The 20,903-nt window shown below is 71.9% G+C and carries 19 protein-coding genes; 11 read left to right on the plus strand and 8 right to left on the minus strand.

Translation table 11 applies throughout. The features are described 5' to 3' along the window. Window positions 1-63: 63 nt before the first annotated feature. Entirely contained in the window at window positions 64-2,280 is a 2,217-nt protein-coding gene (locus tag ACQPZ4_RS32540; protein ID WP_433044016.1) for a choice-of-anchor J domain-containing protein, read from the minus strand. A 470-nt stretch (window positions 2,281-2,750) separates the two neighbouring features. Between ACQPZ4_RS32540 and ACQPZ4_RS32545 the strand changes: the two genes are divergently transcribed. Genes ACQPZ4_RS32545 through ACQPZ4_RS32560 form a run of 4 tightly spaced genes read left to right on the plus strand, consistent with a single transcriptional unit; the run spans window position 2,751 to window position 4,740 of the window. Further along, the gene (locus tag ACQPZ4_RS32545; protein ID WP_433044019.1) at window positions 2,751-3,173 is read left to right on the plus strand and encodes an STAS domain-containing protein; all 423 of its coding nucleotides are present in this window, start codon (window positions 2,751-2,753) and stop codon (window positions 3,171-3,173) included. Window positions 3,174-3,193: 20 nt separating this feature from the next. Then, a complete protein-coding gene (locus ACQPZ4_RS32550) occupies window positions 3,194-4,039 on the plus strand; it encodes a helix-turn-helix domain-containing protein (protein ID WP_433044022.1) in 846 nt (281 codons plus the stop codon). Further along, the gene (locus ACQPZ4_RS32555; RefSeq protein WP_433044025.1) at window positions 4,036-4,446 is read left to right on the plus strand and encodes a VOC family protein; all 411 of its coding nucleotides are present in this window, start codon (window positions 4,036-4,038) and stop codon (window positions 4,444-4,446) included. Before ACQPZ4_RS32550 ends, ACQPZ4_RS32555 begins: the two co-directional genes overlap by 4 nt. Before the next feature lie 39 nt (window positions 4,447-4,485). Further along, window positions 4,486-4,740 (plus strand): hypothetical protein, encoded by a 255-nt coding sequence (locus ACQPZ4_RS32560; RefSeq protein ID WP_433044028.1) that lies wholly within the window; start codon window positions 4,486-4,488, stop codon window positions 4,738-4,740. Here the strand turns inward: ACQPZ4_RS32560 and ACQPZ4_RS32565 are convergent. Further along, window positions 4,735-5,706, minus strand: a complete 972-nt coding sequence (locus ACQPZ4_RS32565) for a glycosyltransferase (RefSeq protein ID WP_433044031.1) — start codon at window positions 5,704-5,706, stop codon at window positions 4,735-4,737. The genes ACQPZ4_RS32560 and ACQPZ4_RS32565 overlap by 6 nt on opposite strands. Before the next feature lie 52 nt (window positions 5,707-5,758). Beyond that, a complete protein-coding gene (locus ACQPZ4_RS32570; protein WP_433044034.1) occupies window positions 5,759-6,112 on the minus strand; it encodes a histone-like nucleoid-structuring protein Lsr2 in 354 nt (117 codons plus the stop codon). Between the two features lie 49 nt (window positions 6,113-6,161). Between ACQPZ4_RS32570 and ACQPZ4_RS32575 the strand changes: the two genes are divergently transcribed. Continuing rightward, a complete protein-coding gene (locus tag ACQPZ4_RS32575; protein ID WP_433044037.1) occupies window positions 6,162-6,854 on the plus strand; it encodes a DinB family protein in 693 nt (230 codons plus the stop codon). Here the strand turns inward: ACQPZ4_RS32575 and ACQPZ4_RS32580 are convergent. Next, window positions 6,851-7,942 (minus strand): serine hydrolase domain-containing protein, encoded by a 1,092-nt coding sequence (locus ACQPZ4_RS32580; RefSeq protein WP_433044040.1) that lies wholly within the window; start codon window positions 7,940-7,942, stop codon window positions 6,851-6,853. The genes ACQPZ4_RS32575 and ACQPZ4_RS32580 overlap by 4 nt on opposite strands. Before the next feature lie 189 nt (window positions 7,943-8,131). Between ACQPZ4_RS32580 and ACQPZ4_RS32585 the strand changes: the two genes are divergently transcribed. Further along, the gene (locus ACQPZ4_RS32585) at window positions 8,132-8,707 is read left to right on the plus strand and encodes a hypothetical protein (protein WP_433044043.1); all 576 of its coding nucleotides are present in this window, start codon (window positions 8,132-8,134) and stop codon (window positions 8,705-8,707) included. Window positions 8,708-8,749: 42 nt separating this feature from the next. On the opposite strand, the gene ACQPZ4_RS32590 is transcribed toward ACQPZ4_RS32585, so the two are convergent. Genes ACQPZ4_RS32590 through ACQPZ4_RS32600 form a run of 3 tightly spaced genes read right to left on the minus strand, consistent with a single transcriptional unit; the run spans window position 8,750 to window position 11,654 of the window. Further along, window positions 8,750-9,580 carry an ATP-binding cassette domain-containing protein gene (locus ACQPZ4_RS32590; RefSeq protein ID WP_433044046.1) on the minus strand — a complete coding sequence of 277 codons (831 nt, stop codon included), beginning with the start codon at window positions 9,578-9,580 and terminating at the stop codon, window positions 8,750-8,752. Then, window positions 9,577-10,608, minus strand: coding sequence for an ABC transporter permease (locus ACQPZ4_RS32595; RefSeq protein WP_433044049.1), 1,032 nt, complete (start codon window positions 10,606-10,608; stop codon window positions 9,577-9,579). Before ACQPZ4_RS32595 ends, ACQPZ4_RS32590 begins: the two co-directional genes overlap by 4 nt. Then, window positions 10,590-11,654, minus strand: a complete 1,065-nt coding sequence (locus ACQPZ4_RS32600; RefSeq protein ID WP_433044052.1) for a substrate-binding domain-containing protein — start codon at window positions 11,652-11,654, stop codon at window positions 10,590-10,592. The genes ACQPZ4_RS32595 and ACQPZ4_RS32600 overlap by 19 nt, the downstream gene beginning before the upstream one ends. Window positions 11,655-11,806: 152 nt before the next feature. Here ACQPZ4_RS32600 and ACQPZ4_RS32605 point away from each other — a divergent pair, with 152 nt between their 5' ends. Then, entirely contained in the window at window positions 11,807-12,844 is a 1,038-nt protein-coding gene (locus ACQPZ4_RS32605) for a LacI family DNA-binding transcriptional regulator (RefSeq protein ID WP_433044055.1), read from the plus strand. Here ACQPZ4_RS32605 and ACQPZ4_RS32610 read toward each other — a convergent pair. Then, window positions 12,823-13,668 carry an aminoglycoside phosphotransferase family protein gene (locus tag ACQPZ4_RS32610; protein ID WP_433044058.1) on the minus strand — a complete coding sequence of 282 codons (846 nt, stop codon included), beginning with the start codon at window positions 13,666-13,668 and terminating at the stop codon, window positions 12,823-12,825. The genes ACQPZ4_RS32605 and ACQPZ4_RS32610 overlap by 22 nt on opposite strands. Window positions 13,669-13,753: 85 nt before the next feature. Between ACQPZ4_RS32610 and ACQPZ4_RS32615 the strand changes: the two genes are divergently transcribed. The 4 genes from ACQPZ4_RS32615 to ACQPZ4_RS32630 all read left to right on the plus strand — a co-directional run bounded on the left by ACQPZ4_RS32615 (window position 13,754) and on the right by ACQPZ4_RS32630 (window position 20,892). Next, window positions 13,754-14,755 carry a WD40 repeat domain-containing protein gene (locus ACQPZ4_RS32615; protein ID WP_433044061.1) on the plus strand — a complete coding sequence of 334 codons (1,002 nt, stop codon included), beginning with the start codon at window positions 13,754-13,756 and terminating at the stop codon, window positions 14,753-14,755. 198 nt (window positions 14,756-14,953) lie between these two features. Continuing rightward, the gene (locus ACQPZ4_RS32620; RefSeq protein ID WP_433044064.1) at window positions 14,954-16,150 is read left to right on the plus strand and encodes a ThuA domain-containing protein; all 1,197 of its coding nucleotides are present in this window, start codon (window positions 14,954-14,956) and stop codon (window positions 16,148-16,150) included. Window positions 16,151-16,277: 127 nt separating this feature from the next. After that, window positions 16,278-18,458, plus strand: coding sequence for a cellulose binding domain-containing protein (locus tag ACQPZ4_RS32625; protein WP_433044067.1), 2,181 nt, complete (start codon window positions 16,278-16,280; stop codon window positions 18,456-18,458). A gap of 187 nt (window positions 18,459-18,645) precedes the next feature. Then, window positions 18,646-20,892 (plus strand): discoidin domain-containing protein, encoded by a 2,247-nt coding sequence (locus tag ACQPZ4_RS32630; RefSeq protein ID WP_433044070.1) that lies wholly within the window; start codon window positions 18,646-18,648, stop codon window positions 20,890-20,892. Window positions 20,893-20,903 lie beyond the last annotated feature (11 nt).

The raw sequence follows: 20,903 nt of genomic DNA on the forward strand, positions 1-20,903 counted from the left end.
AACGGAAAGCGGCCCCACCGTCCGCAGTGGACGATGGGGCCGCCTGCCGTGCTAGCGCGACCGTCAGGCTCCGCCGCCACCCGGCTGGGTCACGCCGTTCACCACGAGGGTGTACGGCGCGTACTGCTGGACCTGCTCCGTCGGCTCGTCGTAGGCCACGACGGCCACGACCTTCGGGAACAGCGACAGCAGCGCCAGCTGGATCCAGTTGAGCGTGAGGCTGTCCTTGCCGTTGAACTCGAACTGCCAGGCGAACGAGTTCTTCTCGTCGATGCCGATCAGCTTGAGGTTCCAGTTGTTGACCGAAACCGGCTTGATCTGCGTCGGCGACTTGAACGGGGCCAGGCTGGAACCGTCGCTCAGCACGGTGCCGCCGAGCGCGATGTTGTCGATCAGGAGGCCACCCTCGTTCACGCCACCGTCGGAGACGTAGCGGAACGACACCAGGATCGACTTGCCGGCGTACGCCGACAGGTCGAACGCGTGCGGCTCGAAGCCGGTGGTCGTGCCGTTCAGGCCGGGCCCGAGCGGCGCGTCGCCGGTCTTGTCACCGGGGATCGACGTGTACGTGCTGCCGCCGTCGGTCGAGACCTGGACGTAGCCGTAGTCGTACCCCTGCTCGGCGCCGTACTTGGCGTCGAACGTCAGCGTCGCGTTGGTGGCCGGGACGGTCACCGAGAGCACCGCGGAGTTGTCGGTGTTGTTCGCGTTGCCGGAGAACAGCACCGAGTTGCCGGGCCGGTCCGGGTCGTTGTTGACCAGCGTCCAGTTCAGCGGCAGGGTCGGCAGGGTCTTCGCGCCCGTGAACTTCAGGGAGCGCAGATCCTTCCCGGCCAGGGCCTTGCCGTTCTTCTGCAACTGGACGTAGTCCGCACCGTTGGGAGCCGCGCCGGGCTTGTCGTACGCCGAGGCGTTGGCGAAGTTCACCGTGGACCGGACGCTCTTGGACGTGACCTTCTTCTTGTCCGCTCCGAGGACGATCCCCCACTGGGAGTCGCCGACGATCCGGTCGAGCAGGACCGAGCTCTGGAAGTCGTGCAGGACCGTGTAGACGTCCTTGGCCCCCTCCGCCTTGAGGGCGGCGTCGAGGCTCGGGATGCCCTGCAGGTCCGCGTCACGGTGCAGACGCTCGATGATGTCCTGACCGTAGTGGTCGTAGAGGTACAGCATCAGCTGGAACGCGTTGCCGTAGTCGGCGAGCACGCCACTGCCGGTGTTGCCCTCGCCCCAGAGGTTGAGCGAGTTCTGCGGCCCGTTGCAGTCACGCGGGTTGGGGTTGTACGGCGTTTGCACGCTGCCCCAGCCCTGGAAGCAGTTGATGTGACTGTCGTTGCCCTTTTCGTCGATCTTCAGAGCGCCGTTGACGTACCCGGTGAGCACCTGGGCGAAGTCGCTCAGGCCCTCGTTCATCCAGGTGACCTCGTTCGGGTCCGAGTAGTACTCGACCAGGTGCTGCCACTCGTGCGCGAACGTGCCCTCGTAGAGGCGCGGGCGCGTCGGGCGGCTGGTGCACAGGTCCGCCGTCGGCTCGTCGGCCGGGTTGGCACCGGTGCGGTGCGCCCAGTCGAACGCGTCGATGGTCATGACGTTGCGGTCGACCAGCTCGTTGATCTGCGAGGAGAAGAAGCCCGCGATGTACGTCGGGTTCGCCGGGAAGTCGTAGTAGTTGTCGTCCCGGACGTTGTCGACGAGCGTGACCGTCTTCTCGCCGCCACCCGTGTAGACGCCACCGTTGCCGTTGGCGTCCGGCGGCACCAGCGAGTTGCTGCCGTCGCGGTCGGGCGGGGTGGCGAAGGCGGCGGTCTCCTTCGGGTACATGTTGGTGTCGAACTCGTGGATGAAGTCCGCCACCTGAGCGTCCGTGATCGTGGTGGAGTTCGGGATCTGCGCCCGGCAGTCGCCCGCCGGGAACGAGGTGTCCACGGCCACCCAGACCTCGATGTGCTCACCGAAGCCGCGCAGGACGTAGTTCTTGCGGTACAGCGAGCCCTGCGTGTCGTCCGAAGCCAGCCACTGACGCACGGTGCCGACCGGCGGGGTGACCCCCGCGGCGAGCGCTGAGCGCGACTGCGCCTTCGCGTTCGCCTTCTTCGTCGTGTCGACAGCCTTGCCGTCCAACGTGCTGAAGGACTTGCGGGTCATCTCCCGCACGTCGGACACACCCGACGACTTCGCCGGGGCCTTCGCCGGGGCCGCGAGTGCCGAGGTAGCCGGCAGCGCGACGAGCACCGGGATGGCCAAGGCGACGGCCGCGGTCGTGGCCAGGCCTTTTCTTACCATGAAGCCTCCTTTACGACGACACACCGGACCGGGCGGGGTGGCCGCCTGGGCCGGGGCGACGAGTGCGGGATCGTATTGACACCGCACACTATCGTCGCCGTCCATACCGACGGTCGTCGCTTCGTAGGCCGAGGGTCTTCGCAAGGGGTTGCCGGGCTTGCCCACCGTCGCCAAACCGTGATTATCGTCGATGTTTGGCCTCGACCGGCAGTCGCTGAGTACCGTCCGCCCGGCTCGACTGCGGAGCGTGACGACCAGATTGCCGGCGCTCGATTCCGTGACGCGCGAACCGGTCATCGGGTTGCACAGCGGGAGGAATTCGCCCGGAAAACACCCGCCCGGACCACGTCCGCCGCCGGTCAGACGATCACCGATTGCGACGTCCGGTGGTGGTGGGACCGGCCGGACGGATGGGGTTGTCGGCTGGACAGTGGTTCACGCACCGTCACCGCAGACCGTATCGTCGCAGCATGGCAGCCCTGACCCTCGCGGTGGAACGACTCGCTGCCGCCACGGTGCTGTCCTGTCACGGGGCGCTGGTGGCGGCCAGTGCGATGCAACTGGAGACCGCGCTGTCGCAGGCGCTGCTGCGGCCGGAGCTCCGCATCGTCGTCGATCTGGCCGCCGTGGCCGCGATCGACTGCACGGGCGTGATGATGCTGCGCGTGACCGCGGGCATCGCCGCCGAACAGGGCGGCGCGCTGGTCCTGGCCGCGCCGAACGCCCACGTCGTGCACACGCTGCGTGAGTGCGGGTCGCTGCACTCGATCCCGACGTACCGCTCCGTGCAGGCCGCGCTGGACGGCGACGCGACCGCCCTGATCGCCGAGCCGGAGGGCATCCCGGCCCAGACGGCCTGGCCCATGAACCGAGCCGAGCGCCGCAGCGCCTGATCGGGTTTAGCCTGGTCGGCATGGAGTCGGTGCACGTGCGCTGGCGGCCGGCGCCGGCGGTGCGGCCGTACGCGGACTTCTACACCGGCTACGAGCAGCGCGGGCTGCCGCCGGGCCGGCATCGGGGGCTGCCCTCGCCGTACCTGACGCTGGTCATCACCCTCGACGCGCCGCTGCGGATCGTGGCGCACCCCGACCCCGCGTCGCGGCCCGGGCTCTTCGACACCGTCATCGGCGGCCTGCACACCACCCCCGCGATCATCGAGCAGAGCGGCGACGCGGCCGGCATCCAGGTGGCCCTGTCCCCGCTCGGCGCGCGGTCGCTGCTCGGCCTGCCCGCCGGCGAGCTGGCCGGGGCCGACCTCGACGGGGCCGACGTGTTCGGGCCGTTCGCGGCCGAGCTGCGCGAGCGGGCCGCCCTCGCCGCCGGCTGGCCGGCCCGCTTCCGGGTCGTGGACGAGCTGCTCACCCGGCGGGCCAACCCGGACTGGACGCCCGCGCCCGAGGTGGTGTTCGCGTGGCGGCGGCTGTGCGCGTCGGGCGGCGCGGTCGGCCCGGCCGAGCTGGCGGACGAGACCGGGTGGAGCGCGCGGTACCTCAGCCGCCGCTTCGGCATCGAGATCGGCCTCTCGCCGAAGGTCGCCGCGCGGGTGACCCGGTTCGACCGGGCCCGGCGGCTGCTGATCGGCTCGGGCGGCGGGTACCCGCTCGCCGAGCTCGCCGTCACCTGCGGCTACTACGACCAGGCGCACCTCACCCGGGAGTTCGCCGCGCTGGCCGGACTGCCGCCCGGGAAGTGGTGGGCCGCCGAGTTCCGAAACGTGCAATCGCCGGTGGACCTGGCCGGGGCAGACTCGGCGGCATGAGCGATGCCAAGACCCCGCCGCCGAACGTGTGGCCGACCCTGCGCGCGACCGACGCCCGCGCCCTGATGACCTTCCTCGCCGACGCGTTCGGCTTCGTCGAGAGCGCCGCCTACGGCGAGGGCGACGTGATCCACCACGCCGAGATGCTGTGGCCGGAGGGCGGCGGCATCATGCTCGGCAGCGACCGCCAGGACGGCTCGATCTGGGCGCTGCGGCCGGGCACGTTCGGCGCCTACGTGGTCACCGCCGACCCCGACGGGATCTACGAGCGGGCCAAGCGGGCCGGGGCCGAGATCCTCCAGGAGCTGAACGAGACCGACTACGGCTCGCGCGGCTTCTCGGTGCGCGACCCCGAGGGCAACCTGTGGTCCTTCGGCACCTACCCCGGCGAGCCGCTGCCGTCCTGACCGATGTCGAGCCGCGCGGCCCGGCTCCGACCCTGGGGCATGACGAAGTTCCTGCTGCTGCACGGGTTGGGGGCGGCGCCGCCGGCCGAGCTGGGCGGTGAGGTGGTCGACGCCGGTCGCCTCGCGGACCCGAGCCTCACCGTCCGCGTGCACGGCGGCATCGAAAGTGCCTTCCGCTGGTACTGGCTGATCGACGTCGATTCGCTCGAGCGCGCCGTGGAGATCGCGACGGCCGCGGGCGGACCGGTCTCGATCCGCCAGCTGATGACCGATCGCGCCGGACCCGACCTATGAGACCTTGACCAGCTCGCCGAGCAGCCGCTTGAGCTCGGTGAGATGGGTCGGCGGATAGACCCGCCCGGCCGGGTCGACGACGTGGCGCACGCCGCCGAGCAGGCGCCACGCCTCGGCCGCGTGCCCGAGCTGGGCCAGCGCCTGGGCCTCCAGCCAGTCGCAGTACTGCCGGTCGACCCCCACCTCGCGCAGCTGCCGGGCCAGGAACACCACGGCGTCGTCGTGCCCGGCCCCGAGCAGCAGCCGGGCCAGCGCGTCGGTGCCGAGGATCCACTGCCGGGCGCCGGGGGCGGCGTGGCCCCGCAGGCGCTCGAACGCGTCGACCGCGTCCTGGGCCCGGCCGGCGCCGACGTAGCTGCGGCCGAGGTCGAGCAGGGTGGTCGCCAGCAGTTCGGCGTCGGTGACGGTGGCCAGCTCCGCCTCGCCGATGGCGATGTTGCGCACGGCCTTGCGGCGGCGGGTCTCCGGCTCCTCGTACCCGTGGTGGGTCAGCCGCAGCGCCTCGCGGGGCACGGCGGGCCAGACGCCGTCCTGCGGCACGAGCCGCTCGTGGACGCGGCCCTCCCAGTGGACCGCGTCCGGGCGGAACAGGCGCGGGGTGTGCAGGGTGTACGGCAGTTCGTCGTGCGTGTTCTCGATCTGCACCAGGTACGCGGCGGTGCGGGCGCTCGCCAGGATCGCCCGCAGCCGGTCCGGGTCGGCCTCGGCCCGGTCGTCGGCGTCGATGCTGAGGACCCAGCCGGGCCGCCCGGCGGCGGCGACGGCGGCGTTGCGCGCGGCCGCGAAGTCGTCGGTCCACGCCCCGCGGCTGACGGCGGCGCCGTGCGACCGGGCGATGTCGGCCGTGGCGTCGATCGACCCGGTGTCGTGCACGTGGACGGCGTCGACGATCCCGTCGAGCGAGGACAGGCAGCCGGGCAGGTTGGCCGCCTCGTTGCGGACGATCAGCACCGCGACCAGGTTCACCCCCGCCCGATCGGCCCCGGGTGCCCGGCCTTGAGCGCTTTGCGGTGCCCGATCAGCGGCCGGTGGTCGCGTGGTACTGGTCGACGATCTCCTGCTTGATCCGCCCGCGGTCGGAGACCTGGAAGCCGGCGCCCTGGGCCCATTCGCGGATGGCGCGGTTCTGGTCGCGGTCGCCGCGGGTCGTGCCCCGGCCCCGGCCCAGCGCCGCCCGGCCGCCGACGGCGGCACTGCGGCCCACCTTGGTGCCGGCGGAAATGTAGGGCTTGAGCGCGCCGCGCAGTTTCTCGGCGTTCTTCTTGGACAGGTCGATCGAATACTGCACGCCATCGAGGCCGAACGTCACACTCTCATCGGCGGGCTTACCGTCCAGATCGTCGATCAGTTCCTGAATGACACGCTTGGCCATGCGGCCGACCTCCCGTGAGTGAGTTGGGCCAGACGTAGAAACGGTGCCCGTGGAAAACAGTATCGCCAATCAATTGATGTCCCGCCAGATAGCGGGGAAAAATTGTCCATCACCGTTCGTGTCGGCACAATTACCGGTCACCGGTACTAGGGTGGTACGCATGGGCGCACCGCCGCTGGACTGGGGCCGGCTCCTCGTCGCACAGCTGGAGTTCTACTGGGACGCGCACCTGTGGCCCCGGCTGAATGGTCTCGACGACGCCGAATACTTCTGGGAACCGGTCCCCGGCAGCTGGAGCGTGCGGGCCGGCGAGGACGGCCGATTCCGCCCGGACGGCCTCACCACGCAGGAGCAACCCCAGCCGGTGACCACGATCGCGTGGCGGATGATGCACATCGCGGTCGGCTGTTTCGCAATCCGGACAGCCACCTTCTTCCCCGGCCCGGGCGATCCGGCGGACGCCGACATGTTCGATCCGCGCCACGTGCCCGGCGACCTGCCGCACACGGCCGCCGACGGCGTCGCGTTCCTGCACGACAGTTACCGGCAATGGCACGACCACATCGCGGCGCTGGACGACGCGGGGATGCGCACGCCACTGGGACCGAAGGGCGCCTATTTCTCGGCCGATCCGATGGCGGCCCTGATCGTGCACGTGAACCGGGAAACGATGCACCACGGCGGCGAGATCGGCGTCCTGCGCGACCTTTACGGCGCCACTGTCCGGGGAAACGCCGCCTAAACCGGCGGGCAGGCGGCCAGCACCGCCTCGCTGATGGTGTTCTGGGCGGTCGCGGCGGCGATCCGGGGCCCGAGCAGATTCGTCAGGTAGACCATCACCAGGCGCCGGGCCGGATCGGCCCAGGCGACGCAGACATTGCTGCCGTTGTGGCCGAATGCGTCCCCGCTGATGGTCCGGCCCATCGGTCGCGGCCGCAGCGGGTCGAGGCCCGGCCCGCCGAGCTGGAATCCGTTGGACCAGCGGATCGGCAGGCCGATGTGGGCGTCGACGGTGCCGTCGCTGGTCGGGGTCGTCGCGAGGGCAAGGGTCTCCGGCCGCAGCAGCCGCACCCCGCCCAGGTCGCCACCGCGCACCAGCAGGGTGTAGAGCACCGCGAGGTCCCGCGCGGTGGCGGAGACGCCCGCGGCCGGAATGACGGCGCGGCGGACCGCCCGGCGGTTGATGAAGGCGGCGGCCACCTGCGGGCCGGGGCCGCGGCCGCGGATCGGCACGTGCCGGGACCACTGGGCGTCGGGCAGGCCGAGGAACGTGTCGCGCAGGCCCAGCGGCCCCAGGATCTCGGCCTCCAGCAGCTCGCCGACGGTCGCGCCGGTGACGCGGTGGAGGAGCTCGCCGAGCAGGAACCCGAAGCTGATGTACTGGTAGGCGGGCCCCTCCCCCGGCTCGAAGCGCGGGCGGGCCAGCTCCAGGGCGCGCACCGAGGCGTCCCAGTCGGCCATGGCGAGCGCGTCCTGCACGGTGGACCGCGCGACCGGGAGCCCGGAGCGGTGTTGGAGCACGTGGCGTACCGTGATGGCGCCTTTTCCGCGGTTGGCGAACTCCGGCCAGTGCTCGGCGAGGGGGTCGTCGAGGCCGAGGGCGCCGCGCTCGATCAGCCGGTGCACCAGCAGGGCCACGAACGGCTTGCTGACCGAGAAGAGCCAGAACAGCGCGTCGGGCCCGCAGCCGTGCGCCCGGTCCAGCAGCACCGTGCCGTCGCGGACCACCACGAGGTGGGAGGCGCCGCCGCGGCCGCGGGCCAGCTCGGCCGCCCGCTCGAGGCCGGACCGGTCGACGCCCGCGAGGTCCCGCTCGCTCCAGTCCAGCACGCAACCCAACATAGCGACGCCGGCAACTGGACTGCACCCCAAGGTGGCCGATCGCCTGGCAGAAGCCGGTGAATGCTGGCAATAGCCTGGCAAAGACTCCGCCGCGCGCGGGGACGGCCGAAGTCAAGCTCGCCGACGCGGCAAGGGCGATTCGGCGGTACATCACCAGGCACCACGGATGGAGCGAACGTGACCTCGATCAGCGCGATCAGCGGCATTTCGAGCGCGTACAGCGTGCAGTTCTCGGCGACCTCGCGGCGCGAGCGGACCGACAGCGAGAAGGACCCGCTGGAGTCGGTGGCCAAGGCCACGGGCCTGTCGACCGACGAGCTGAAGAGCCAGCTGCGCGACGGCAAGAGCCTCAGCGACATCGCGGACGCGCAGGGCGTCTCGCACGACGACCTGATCGCCGCGATCAAGGCCGGCAAGCCGAGCGACGCGCCGTCGAACCCGGAGGGCGTCTCCGACGACGACATGGCCGAGAAGATCGCTTCCGACAAGGGCGGTCCGCACGGCGGCCCGGGTGGGCCCGGCGGCCCTGGCGGCCCTGGCGGTCCCGGTGGGCCCGGTGGAGGCCCCGGCGGCCCGCAGGGCTTGCAGGACTCCTCGAAGCTGCAGCAACTCAGCACGCTGCTGGACACCGACACCGACGACCTGTCCGAGCTCAGCGCGACCGAGCTGGTCAAGAAGTTCCAGAGCTCCGGCAACCTGGACCAGATCCGCTCGGTGCTCAACAGCGGCGACCTGGTCAACACCTACGCCTGACGGGCGGGGCGCCGAGCGGTCGCCCGGCGCCCCGGATCTGCGTTACCGGCCGGGGGTCTCGGCCAAGGTGGTCGCCCCGGTCATGATGGCCACCGCCTCCGGCATGGTGTGGGTGCCCGGGGTGATGACACCGGCCCCGCGGCCGAGCCGCTGGATGTGGATGCGGTCGGCCACCTCGAACACGTGCGGCATGTTGTGGCTGATCAGGATGACCGGCAGGCCGCGGGCGCGGACCTCGCCGATCATGCGGAGCACCTGGTTCGACTCGCGCACGCCGAGGGCGGCGGTCGGCTCGTCGAGCACGATCACCTTGCTGCCGAACGCGGCCGCGCGGGCCACGGCGACGGCCTGGCGCTGCCCGCCGGAGAGGGTCTCGACCGGCTGGGCCATGTTCTGCAGGGTGCCGATGCCGAGGTCGGCCAGGGCCTGGGCGGCGTCGGCGCGCATGCCCTTCTTGTCGAGCATCCGCAGCACCGAGCCCAGTGGGCCGGGGCGGCGGCGTTCCCTTCCCAGGTACAGGTTGCCGGCGATGTCGAGCGCGGGGGCGACGGCGAGCGTCTGGTACACCGTCTCGATCCCGGCCTCCCGCGCGTCCTGCGGCCGGCGGAAGTGCACCGGCTCCCCGTCGAGGCGGATCTCCCCCGCGTCGGGGACGAGCGCGCCGGTCAGGCACTTGATGAGGGTGGACTTGCCGGCGCCGTTGTCGCCGATGACCGCGAGGACCTCGCCCGGGAACAGGTCGATGTCGACGCCGTCGAGCCCGACCACGCGGCCGAAGGTCTTCACGAGGCCGCGCGCGGAGAGCACCGGAGTCGGGGTCCTCGTGCCGTCAGCCGTCTGGTCCACGGCAACCACGGGAGTTGGTTCGGTCATGCCTTCACCCGCCTGATCCACTGGTCCACGGCGACCGCGGCCAGTACGAGGAGGCCCACGGCGAGCACCCGGTACTGGTCGTCGACCCCCGCGAGGGACAGTCCGCTGCGGAAGGCGCCGACGATGAGCGCGCCGAGCAGCGTGCCGAGCACCGCCCCGCGGCCGCCGAAGAGGCTGGTGCCGCCGATCACGACGGCCGTGATGCTCTCCAGGTTGGCGTCCGCGATCGCGTTGGGGCTCGCCGCGCCGGCCCGGCCGATGAGGATCCAGGCGGTCAGCCCGTAGATCGCCCCGGCCAGGGTGTAGACGCTGAGCAGGACCCGGTCCACGCGGATGCCGGCCAGGCGGGCCGCCTCCTTGTCGTCGCCGACGGCGTAGACGTGCCGGCCCCAGGCGGTGTTGGCCAGGGCGAAGCCGACGGCGCAGTACAGGATCGCGACGAGCACCACGCCGACCGTGATGCGGAAGCGCCCGACGGCGAACGTCTCACCGGTCCAGTTCACGAAGGCGGGCAGGTCGACCTGCTGGACGCTCTGCCCTTTCGAGTACAGCAGCCCGACCGCCGTGAACACGCTCAGCGTGCCGAGCGTGACGATGAACGGCGGGAGCCCGATGCGGGTGACGAGTCCGCCGTTGATCAGGCCGGCGACCACCCCGACGGCGATGCCGACCAGCACCGCCAGTACGCCCGGCAGGCCGTTGCCCTCGGCCAGCTTCGCCGAGAGCATCATGGCCAGGATGGTGACCGCCCCGACCGACAGGTCGATGCCGGCGGTGAGGATGACCAGCGTCTGCCCCACCGCGAGAGCGCCGATGACGGCGACCTGCTGCACCACCAGCGACAGCGAGTTGGGCGAGGCGAAGCGCGGGTTGATGAGCGAGAACACGATCGCCGCGGCGACGAGCACGAGCAGCGGACTGATCGCCGGGTGCCCGTGCAGCACGTGCTGGACGCGCTGCAGGGGCGACTGGCGGCGCAGCGCGAACTGCTCGGCGGCGGTGCTCGCGGTCACTTCTTGCCCCAGCACAGCTCGGTACCCTTGGCCACGTCGATCGAGTCGACGCCGGTCGCGGGCTTGTCGGTGACGAGGGCGACGCCGGTGTCGTAGAAGTCCAGTCCGGCCGTCACCTGCGGCTTCTGCCCGCCGCCCGCGATCTGCTTGATCGCCTTCACGCCGAGCTCGGCCATTTTCAGCGGGTACTGCTGCGACGTGGCATTGATGAGCCCGTCCTTGACCTGCTGCACGCCGTCGCACCCGCCATCGATCGAGACGACGATCGGGTTCTGCACGTTGGCCGCCTTGAGGGCCTTCTGGGCGCCGACGGCCGCGGGCTCGTTGATCGTGTAGACCACGTTGATGCCGGGATTCTTGGTCAGGCAGCGCTCCATCGCGGTGCGCCCGCCGTCCTCCGCGCCGTTCGTGGGCTCGTTGCAGGCGATCGTGTAGGTCCCGCCGGTGTACTTCCCGGTCTTCTCCTCGTCGCCGTTGCGCTTCTTGTCCTTGGCGTCGATCCCCATGCCGGTCAGGAAGCCCTGGTCCCGGTTGTAGTCGACCGACACGATCTTGTCGTTGAACAGGTCGAGCATCGCGATGACGGCGGGCTTGCCCGCGAGGGTGGTGGCGGTCCACTTGCCGATGAGCTCACCGGCCTTGAAGTTGTCGGTGGCGAACGTGATGTCGACGGTGTTCGCCGGGTCGGGCGGGGTGTCCAGGGCGATCACGTAGAGCCCGGCGTCGCGGGCCTTCTTGATCGCCGGGTTGACGCCGGGGCCGTTCGGGGTGATGAGGATGCCGGCGTCGCCGCGGGCGATGGCGTCCTCGATGGCCTGGACCTGCCCGGCCTCGTCGCCGTCGGCCTTGCCCGCGGCGATGGTGATCTTCATGCCTTCGGCCGCGGCGGCCTGCTTGGCGCCGTCCTGCATGGTGACGAAGAACGGGTTCGTCGAGTTCTTGGTGATGAGGGCGACCGAGACGCTTCCATTGCCGCCGCTTCCGGCCTGGTCGTCGCCGCACGCGGCGAGCGGGAGCACCGAGAGGGTCGCGGCGGCGAGCGCGATGAGGGCTCTGCGCATGGTTCCTCCTTTGACAACGATGTCAAACACTCTCGCGAGGCATCATCATGATTGTCAATACAGGCAGCTCCAAGATCTTCGATAACAATTCGGCCACAGACAATGGTCAATGACATCGTTGTCATCGATCGATCCCGGTACGCTGAGCAACCGTGGACGCCCGACCGACCCTCCGCGACGTGGCCCAGCTGGCCGGGGTCAGCCCGAAGACCGTCTCGCGCGTCGTCAACGCCGAGCCGGGGGTCAGCGCCGTCAAGGAGGGGCGGGTGCGGCGGGCAATCGAGCAGCTCGGGTACCGGCCGAACATGACCGCCAGCCGCCTGCGCCGCGCGGACGGGCGCACGGCCGCGATCGCCGCCCTGCTGGAGGACATCGCAAACCCGTTCTCCTCGGCCCTGCACCGCGCCCTCGAGGACGTCGCCCGCGAGCGGGGCGTGCTGATCTTCGCCGGCAGCGTCGAGGAGGACCCCGAGCGCGAGCGGGCCCTGGTCCACGAGTTCGCCCGGCGCCAGGCCGACGGGCTGGTCATGGTGCCGGCGGGCGACGACCAGGCGTACCTGACCCGCGAGATCGACCCCGACACCCCCGTCGTCTTCGTCGACCGCCCCCCGGTGGGCCTGCACGCCGACGCCGTCCTGGCCGACAACGAGGCGGGCGCCGCGGCAGCCGTGCACCACCTGGTCGCCCACGGCCACCGGGACATCGCGTACCTCGGCGACCTGCGCTCGATCGCCACCGCCCGGCAGCGGTTCACCGGCTACCGCGAGGCCCTGGCCGAGCACGGCATCCGCCGCAACGCCGCGCACGTCGCCCACGACCTGCACACCGCGGACGCGGCGGAGACCGCGTTCCTGCGCATGCTCGACGGCCCACGGCCCCCGACGGCGTGCTTCAGCGCGCAGAACCTCGTGACGCTGGGCGCGATCCGGGCCCTGCGGCAGCGCTCACGGCACACCTCGGTGGCGCTCGTCGGGTTCGACGATTTTCCCCTGGCCGACCTGCTGCAACCGGCGGTGACGGTGGTGGCCCAGGACCCGGCGGCGATGGGGCGACTCGCGGCGGAGCTGGTGTTCCGGCGGCTGGACGGCGAGACCTGGGACCCGGCCACGCACGTGGTGGCGACCAGGCTGATCGCGCGCGGCTCGGGCGAGATCCCGGGCCCTGGCCTTCAGGTTTCGGCGAGCACCTGACCGATCGCGTATCTCCCGAGGGCGGCGAAGTACGCGTTGGTGGTGCGGTAGTACGACAGCGCGCCCAGCCCGAACGCGAACGCCGACGCCCGCCCGCGCCGCCAGGTCGCCTCGTCGACGCCGAGGCGCTCGCGGAACGCGGCCCGGGCGGCAGGCCCGAACGCGACCCAGGCCGGAATCAGGTCGGCGGCCGGATCCCCGACCGCGAGGCAGCTCCAGTCGAGCACCACGGCGAGCCGCCCGTCGCGGCCCGCGAGCAGGTTCCCGGCGTGCAGGTCGCCGTGCAGCCACACGGGCCGCCCGGCCCAGTCGGGCGCGGCGCGGTCGGCCTCCCAGACCGCGCTGAGCCGGGCCGGGTCGTAGTCGCCGGCCAGCTGCGCGATCGGCCCGGACACGTCCTTGCCGCGCAGGCTGCCGCCGCGCCCGTCGGCCTCGGCCCGCGGCCCGCCGCTCGTGTCGGCGTCCCACAGCGCGAGGAGGAACCCCGCCAGATCCACGGCGAGCAGGTCGGGCCGGCCGGGGTTGGCGCCGTCGAGCCAGCGGTACACGGCCCACGGGAACGGATAGCCCCGCGCCGCCACCCCGACCGCCACCGGCTCGGGCACCGCGACCGGCAGGCCCGGCCCGAGCACCGGCAGCCAGCGCCGCTCGAGCGCGATCTGGCCGACGGCCCGCTCGTACCGGGGCAGCCGCACGCTGAGCCCCTCGCCGAGCCGGAAGATCGCGTTGTCGGTCCCGTCCGACGCCACCGGCGCCAGAGGGAGCCCGGCCCACTGCGGAAACTGCCCGGCCACCAGCCCTCGCACGAGCTCGACGTCCACCACGGGCCCGATCCTCGCAGCCGGGCCGCCGATCGCGCGCGATTTGTTGACAGCTGGGGGCCACCTCGCGCGGCCTAGGGTGTGAGGCATGGGTGAGATCCTGGCTTGGGCACTCAGTCCCGATGGTCGATATCTGGCGGTGGGGACCGACCCCGGCGACGACTACTACAGCGGCGGCGAACTGCAGATCTGGGAGGTCGCCACCGCGACCCGCAGCAACGTGCTGCGCGGGATTCCGGGCGGGATCAGCTTCATCAGCGACCGGGAGATGCCGGGGCGGCTGCGCTGGCATCCGTCCGGGAAGTACGTCGGGGCGGTCTTCGACACGAACCGGGTCGGGCTGTTCAACCCGTTCGGGCGCAGCCCCACCCCCGTGGGGGCGCTGGACCTGACCGACGGGTGGGGGCGCGGGCCCGGCTGGTGCTTCGCGCCCGGCGGCACCCGGATCGCCGTGTCCTGCTACACCGGCACGACGATCCCGCTGTTCGTGGCGAGCATCTACACCCACGGGTTCGGCACGGTGCGCACGATGGGGCCGCCGAGCGAGGAGCCGTTGGTCGTACCGCTCGAGGAGCTCGACTGGAGCAGCGACGAGAAGCGGATCGCGGGGTTCGGGCAGGAGGTGCACGTCATCGACATGGACACCGAGGAGCTGACGACCAGCTCGTGGACCGCGCCGGCGGCGTTCGCGCCGGACGGGCGGACCCTCGCCCGGGTCGACGGGTCGCTGCTGTCGATCGGCGGCGCCGTCACCGTCGACCTGCTGGGCGCGGCGGCGATGAGCGTGCACTGGAGCCGCGACGGGCGGCGGCTCGTGGTGCTCACCGACGCCGGGGCGGTGATCCTCGAGGCGGACGGGCGGCAGGTGCGCGAGATCCCGGGGCTGCCGATGGTCGCCGGGGCCGCGTTCGACGCCGGCGGGGAGCGGCTGGCGCTGCTCATCGACGAGCGGCTGCAGGTGTGGGGGCCGTCCGGGCTGCTGTACGACGCGGCCGAGCCGGACCTGGTCGGCGTGGAGATCTCCGGTCCGGCGGTGGTCGGGATCGGCGCGGAGGAGCTGCGGTTTCACTTAATTGGCGACTTACTTTAACTATTAGGGTTCTTTACCTTGTGCGGGGCGTCATCGATGCACGATGATGCGACAGAGCGGATCCGCCCATCCCTCTCACCCTCACCCGAAGGACCCCCAACCGTGCGCAGAAAGCTGGGGCTGGCCGCGCTTGCCCTCCTGACGCTGCTGGGGGTGGGCCTCGCGATCCGGCCCGCCCTTGCCGCCACGCCGTTCAAGGTGCTCGCGTTCTATAACGGCACCTGGGACGCCGCCCACATCGACTTCGACAAAGAGGCCAAGGACTGGTTCCCCGCCCAGGGCGCCGCCAACGGCTTCACCTGGGAAGCCACGACCGACTGGAGCCGGCTCAACACCGGCAGCCTCGCGCAGTACAAGGTGATCATGTTCCTGGACGACGCGCCGCCCTCCGCCCAGCGGGCCGCGTTCCAGCAGTACATGCAGAACGGCGGGGCCTTCATGGGCTTCCACGTGAGCGCCTTCACGACCGACCCGAACTCGTGGAGCTGGTACTACAACACGTTCCTGGGCTCCGGGGCGTTCCGGACCAACACGTGGGGGCCGACCCGCATCACGTACAAGGTCGAGGACCGCAACCACCCGTCCATGGCGGGGCTGCCGGCGACGTTCACCTCCGCGGTGTCCGAGTGGTACTCGTGGAGCAACGACCTGCGGCAGAACCCGAACATCGACATCCTCGCCTCGGTCGATCCGAGCAGCTTCCCGGTCGGCACCGACCCCAACCAGTCCTGGTACAGCGGGTACTACCCGATCCTCTGGACCAACCGGAACTACAAGATGCTGTACGCCAACTTCGGCCACAACGGCATGAACTACGACACCAACACGCGCACCTCCTCGACGTTCGAGAGCGCGAACCAGAACCGCTGGATCCTGCAGGGCATCCAGTGGCTGGCCGGGCAGACGTCGACGCCGCCCACGTCGACCCCGCCCACGTCCGCCTCGCCGACGCCGACGGGCGGGCCGATCCAGCCGGGCACGTACTACTCGCTGGTGAACAAGAACAGCGCCAAGTGCGTCGACGCGCGCTCGGCGGGCACGACCAACGGGACGGCGATCCAGCAGTACACCTGCAACGGCACGAACGCGCAGCACTACCGGTTCCAGAGCACGGACTCCGGCTACTACCGGATCGACAACCAGGGCAACCCGGCGGAGTCGCTGGACGTCACCGGCAAGTCGACGGCCGACAACGCGCCGATCCAGCTGTGGTCGTACAGCAGCGGCACCAACCAGCAGTGGCAGCCGGTCGCCGAGGGCGGCGGGTGGTACCACTTCGTCAGCCGGGCCACGGGCAAGTGCCTGGACACCCCGGCCGCCTCGATGGCCGACGGCGTGCAGCTGGTGCAGTACGCCTGCAACGGTACCGGCGCGCAGTCGTTCCGCCTGGGGTAAGCGCTTTCCTGCTGTAAGTTTCACGATCCCGGGACCGTCGCGCACGGTCCCGGGATCGACGACTTTCGAAACGCTCCGCGCCGGGTCTACCGTCCGCCGAAACGGTCCCCGGGAAGAGGAGCGCGAAGTGCGAAGAGCAGTGGCCGCCTCGGCGGCGATCCTGGCGGCCGGTGCCGGAGCCGTCGCGGCGGTGCACATCGCCAGCGCGGCGGCGGCCGGGTGCCGCGTGCAGTACACCGTGACGAACCAATGGCAGGGTGGCTTCGGCGCGAACGTCGACATCACCAACCTCGGCGACGCCATCAGCGGCTGGAACCTGACGTGGACGTTCGCGAGCGGGCAGTCGGTGACGCAGGCCTGGAACGCGACCGTCACCCAGAGCGGGACGGCGGTGCGGGCGGTCGACGCGGGGTACAACGCGGCCATCGCCACGAACGCGACCGTGTCGTTCGGCTTCAACGGCGCGTTCACCGGCACGAACCCGGTTCCGTCGTCGTTCTCCCTCAATGGCGTTGCTTGTAATGGCGGAACCACCACTCCGACCTCGTCGCCGCCGGTCACCACCTCGCCCCCACCTTCAGGAGAAAACGGGCGGCAGATGGAGAAGCTGGACCGCGGCCTGATCTCGGTGCGCTCCGGCAGCGGCAACCTGGTGTCGTGGCGGCTGCTGGGCACGGAGGCGTACGACACGTCCTTCAACGTGTACCGCGGCGGCACCCGCGTCGCGTCGGTCACCAACTCGACGAACTACCTGGACAGCGGCGCGGCCGCCGACGCCTCCTACACGGTGCGCGCGGTCGTCGGCGGCGCCGAGCAGGCGGCCTCCCCGGCGTCGCTGCGCTTCACCGGCGGGGCGTACCTCGACGTGCCGATCCAGAGCCCGGGCTCGATCTACTCGGCCAACGACGCGTCGGTGGGCGATCTCGACGGCGACGGGCAGTACGAGATCGTCCTGAAGTGGGACCCCTCCGACGCCAAGGACAACTCCCAGTCGGGCGTGACCAGCAACGTGTACGTGGACGCGTACAAGCTCAACGGGACCAGGCTGTGGCGGATCAACCTGGGCCGCAACATCCGGGCGGGCGCGCACTACACGCAGTTCCAGGTGTACGACTACGACGGCGACGGCCAGGCCGAGGTCGCCATGAAGACGGCGGACGCCACCGTCGACGGCGCCGGAAGGGTCATCGGCGACGCGAACGCCGACTACCGCAACTCCTCCGGCTACGTGCTGTCCGGCCCGGAGTACCTGACCATGTTCAACGGCCGCACCGGCGCCGCCATGTCGACGGTGAACTACGACCCGCCACGCGGCACGGTCTCCAGCTGGGGCGACTCCTACGGCAACCGGGTCGACCGCTTCCTGGCCGGCACCGCCTACCTCGACGGCAAGCGCCCTTCACTGATCATGGCCCGCGGGTACTACACCCGCTCCGTCATCGCCGCCTGGGACTTCCGCAACGGCGCGCTGACCAAGCGCTGGACGTTCGACAGCAACGCCTCGGGCAACAGCTCCTACGCCGGCCAGGGCAACCACCAGCTGGCCATCGCCGACGTCGACCAGGACGGCAAGGACGAGATCGTGTACGGCGCGATGGCCGTCGACGACAACGGCGGACGGCTCTGGAACACCGGCAACGGCCACGGCGACGCCATGCACGTCGGCGACCTGGACCCGTCCCGCCCCGGCCTCGAGGAGTTCAAGGTCGACGAGGACGGCTCGAAGCCCTCGTCCTACTTCGCCGACGCCCGCACCGGCCAGGTCCTGTGGACCACCCCGGCCAACGGCGACAACGGCCGCGGCGTGTCCGACGACATCTGGTCCGGCAGCCCCGGCGCCGAGTCCTGGTCCGCGGCGGCGGACGGCCTGCGCTCGACGACGGGCGCGGTGGTCTCCTCGCGCAAGCCCGGCTCGACGAACTTCGTCATCTGGTGGGACGCCGACACCACGCGCGAGCTGCTCGACGGCACGCACATCGACAAGTACGGCACGGGCGGCGACACCCGCCTGCTGACCGGCGCCGACGTGCACTCCAACAACGGCACGAAGTCCACCCCGTCCCTGTCCGCCGACCTCTTCGGCGACTGGCGCGAGGAGGTCGTCTGGCCCACGTCGAGCAACACGGCGCTGCGCATCTACAGCACGACGAACCAGACCACGACGAAGTTGTACACCCTGATGCACGACTGCCAGTACCGCGAGGCCATCGCCTGGCAGAACACCGCCTACAACCAGCCCCCGCACCCGTCCTACTTCATCGGCTCCGGCATGGCGACCCCCAAACAGCCGACGATCTACGTCCGCTGACGCCCCGCCCGTTGTCCGGCCCGCCGCCACCGTCCCCGCCAGGACGGTGGCGGCCGGGCCCTTCGGACGCGAAAAATGTCATACCCGCCGCGTAACGTCTGGGCCAGGACGACAGCGACGGAGCTCTTCGGGTTCTTGGCCATCGCGGTGGTGCACGGGGAGGCGGACTTGGCGATAGGGTCTCGGGGTGCGTGAGGAGCCGATCCAGGTGCCCGCCCCGCCCGGTTGGCTGGTCGTGACGGGGACGCCTGCCCCCGAGGCGGTCACCGCGGGCCTGGAGGGCGTGCTGCTCCTCGACGCCGGCGAGTCAGCGGCGGCCGCGCTGGCCGGGGCGCTGGGCCTGCCCGTGGTCGCGCCCGGCGGGCCGGTCGCGGTCTCCCCCGGCGGCACCCTGTTCGCCGCCGACGGCTGGTGGCGGCACACCCCGGGCGGCCGCCGGGTGCCCGCCGGGGCGCGCTGGCCGGCTCCGGCCTGGCAGGCGCTGATCCCCGACCCGGCGCCGTGGCCGCTGACCGCCCGGGCGATCCCGGCGGGGTGGGTGCTGTCGACCGCGCCGGGCCCGCACGACCTGGCCGACTCGGTCGCCGTCGATCCCGACCGGCCGCGGCTCGTCGTCGACGCCACCGTCTCCGGGGCCGCGCTTGCCGCCGCGCTGCGGGCGCTGCCTCCCGCCGTCCGGGACACCGTGGACGTCGTGCCGTTGCGGCCCGGGCAGGGCGCCGGCCGCGCGGTCGCGAGCGCCGCGGCGGCCGAGCTCGGCGAGCCGGTCTGCCTGGTCAACGGGGTGCCGTTGCACACGCCATCCGGGTCCATCGCCGTGTACGCGCTCGACGCCGGCCTCCGTCCCGTCTGGGCCGAGCCCGCCGGCCTGCTGCGGTGCCGGCCGGACGGGCGCGAGGAGGTGCTCGCCTCGGCCCCGCCGCAGCCGGGACTGCGCGCGGTGGGCCCGGCCACGTACGCGCTCGACCTCGGCTGGCTCGTCCGCGTCTCCGGCGGCGGGCTGCACGCCATGCCGACCGGGCCACTGCCCCCGGCCCGGGGCCGCGCCGCACTCCCGACCGGCGAGACCACCCCACCGCCCGCCGCGGGCCGTGCCTCGGTGCCGACCGGAGACACCACCCCACCGCCAGCCACACCGCCCGCCGCGGGCCGTGCCTCGGTGCCGACCGGAGACACCGCCCCTCCGCCGACCGGGGCTTCCGTCAGCGCCGCATCGTCGGTCGCGGGGTCCGCTGCTCGGCCGGTCGGTGCGGCGGCGGAGGTTGTGGACTATCCGATGGTCGCCGACGAGCGCTACCGGGTGGTCGTGGGCACGCCGGGGCTGGACATCAACGACCTGGTCTGGCCCGCGCTGTCGACGCTGTTCACGGCCGCGCTCACCGATGTGCCGGCCGTGGTCGAGCTCGAGGTGGTCGGGGTCGCCACTGCCTGGGGACGCACCGCCGCCGAGGAGCTCGCCGAGCGCCATCCCGGGGCCGGGAACCCGGTCGCCGGGCTCCCGGCCAACGACGACGCGACCGAGCATGGCGCCACGGAGTTCGTTGTCGCCACCGCGGACGGTGCCGGTGCGACGCCCGCCGTCACACACAGCCCCGAGCGGCCCTATGCCCGGGCCGAGGTCCTGCCGCTCGGCGGCGTGACCGCGGAGCTTCCTCTGGTCCCGGCCGCGCGGCCCGAGCCGCAGCGGCGCCGGCGGCTGGCTCTCGTCGGAGCGGCCGCCGCCGTGCTCGTCGCGATCGGTGCCGGCGCCGTTGCGGCCTGGCCCGGCCGGCACGACGAGGTCGAGAGCACCGGGTTCGCCGGCGAGCAGTACACCGGGCCCGGCCTGGACCCGGGCGCCACCAACGCCGGACCGTCCGCCGGCGAGTCCCGCGCCACCGCGTCGGTGCGGCCCAGCCGGTCCGGTGCGCGGGCCACCGGGTCGGCGAGCGCCTCTCCCGCCGGGCCGGCCACCGCGGGCACCCTCGGCGGGCAGCCCTCCGGCGGCGCCAGCCAGCCGCTCGCCCTCGACGGCCTGGTCAACCTCGCCGGCGGGCGCGCCACGCGGGACAGCGGGCACACCCAGGCGTACGGGTCGGGGAATGTCACGGATCCCGACGCCATGACGTACTGGGAGAGCCGGAACAACGCGTTCCCGCAGTGGGTGCAGGTCGACCTCGGCGCGCCGGCCGAGGTGCGGCGGGCGGTGCTGCGGCTGCCGCCGTCGGCCTCGTGGCCCGCGCGGACCCAGCGGGTCGAGATCCTCGGCAGCGGCGATGACAAGACGTTCACCACGCTGGTCGGCGCCGCCACGTACGCGTTCGACAACGGGTCGGGGCAGCGGGTCACGGTGACGCTGCCGGGGACGGCCTGCCGGTACGTGCGGCTCGTGTTCACCGCGAACAGCGCGCAGCCGGCGGGGCAGTTGTCGGCGTTGGAGCTGTACCGGGGATAGAGAGCCCGGGG

Origin of the sequence: Dactylosporangium sp. CS-033363, assembly GCF_050942475.1 — a bacterium.
In the GTDB taxonomy this organism is placed as follows: Bacteria; Actinomycetota; Actinomycetes; order Mycobacteriales; family Micromonosporaceae; genus Dactylosporangium.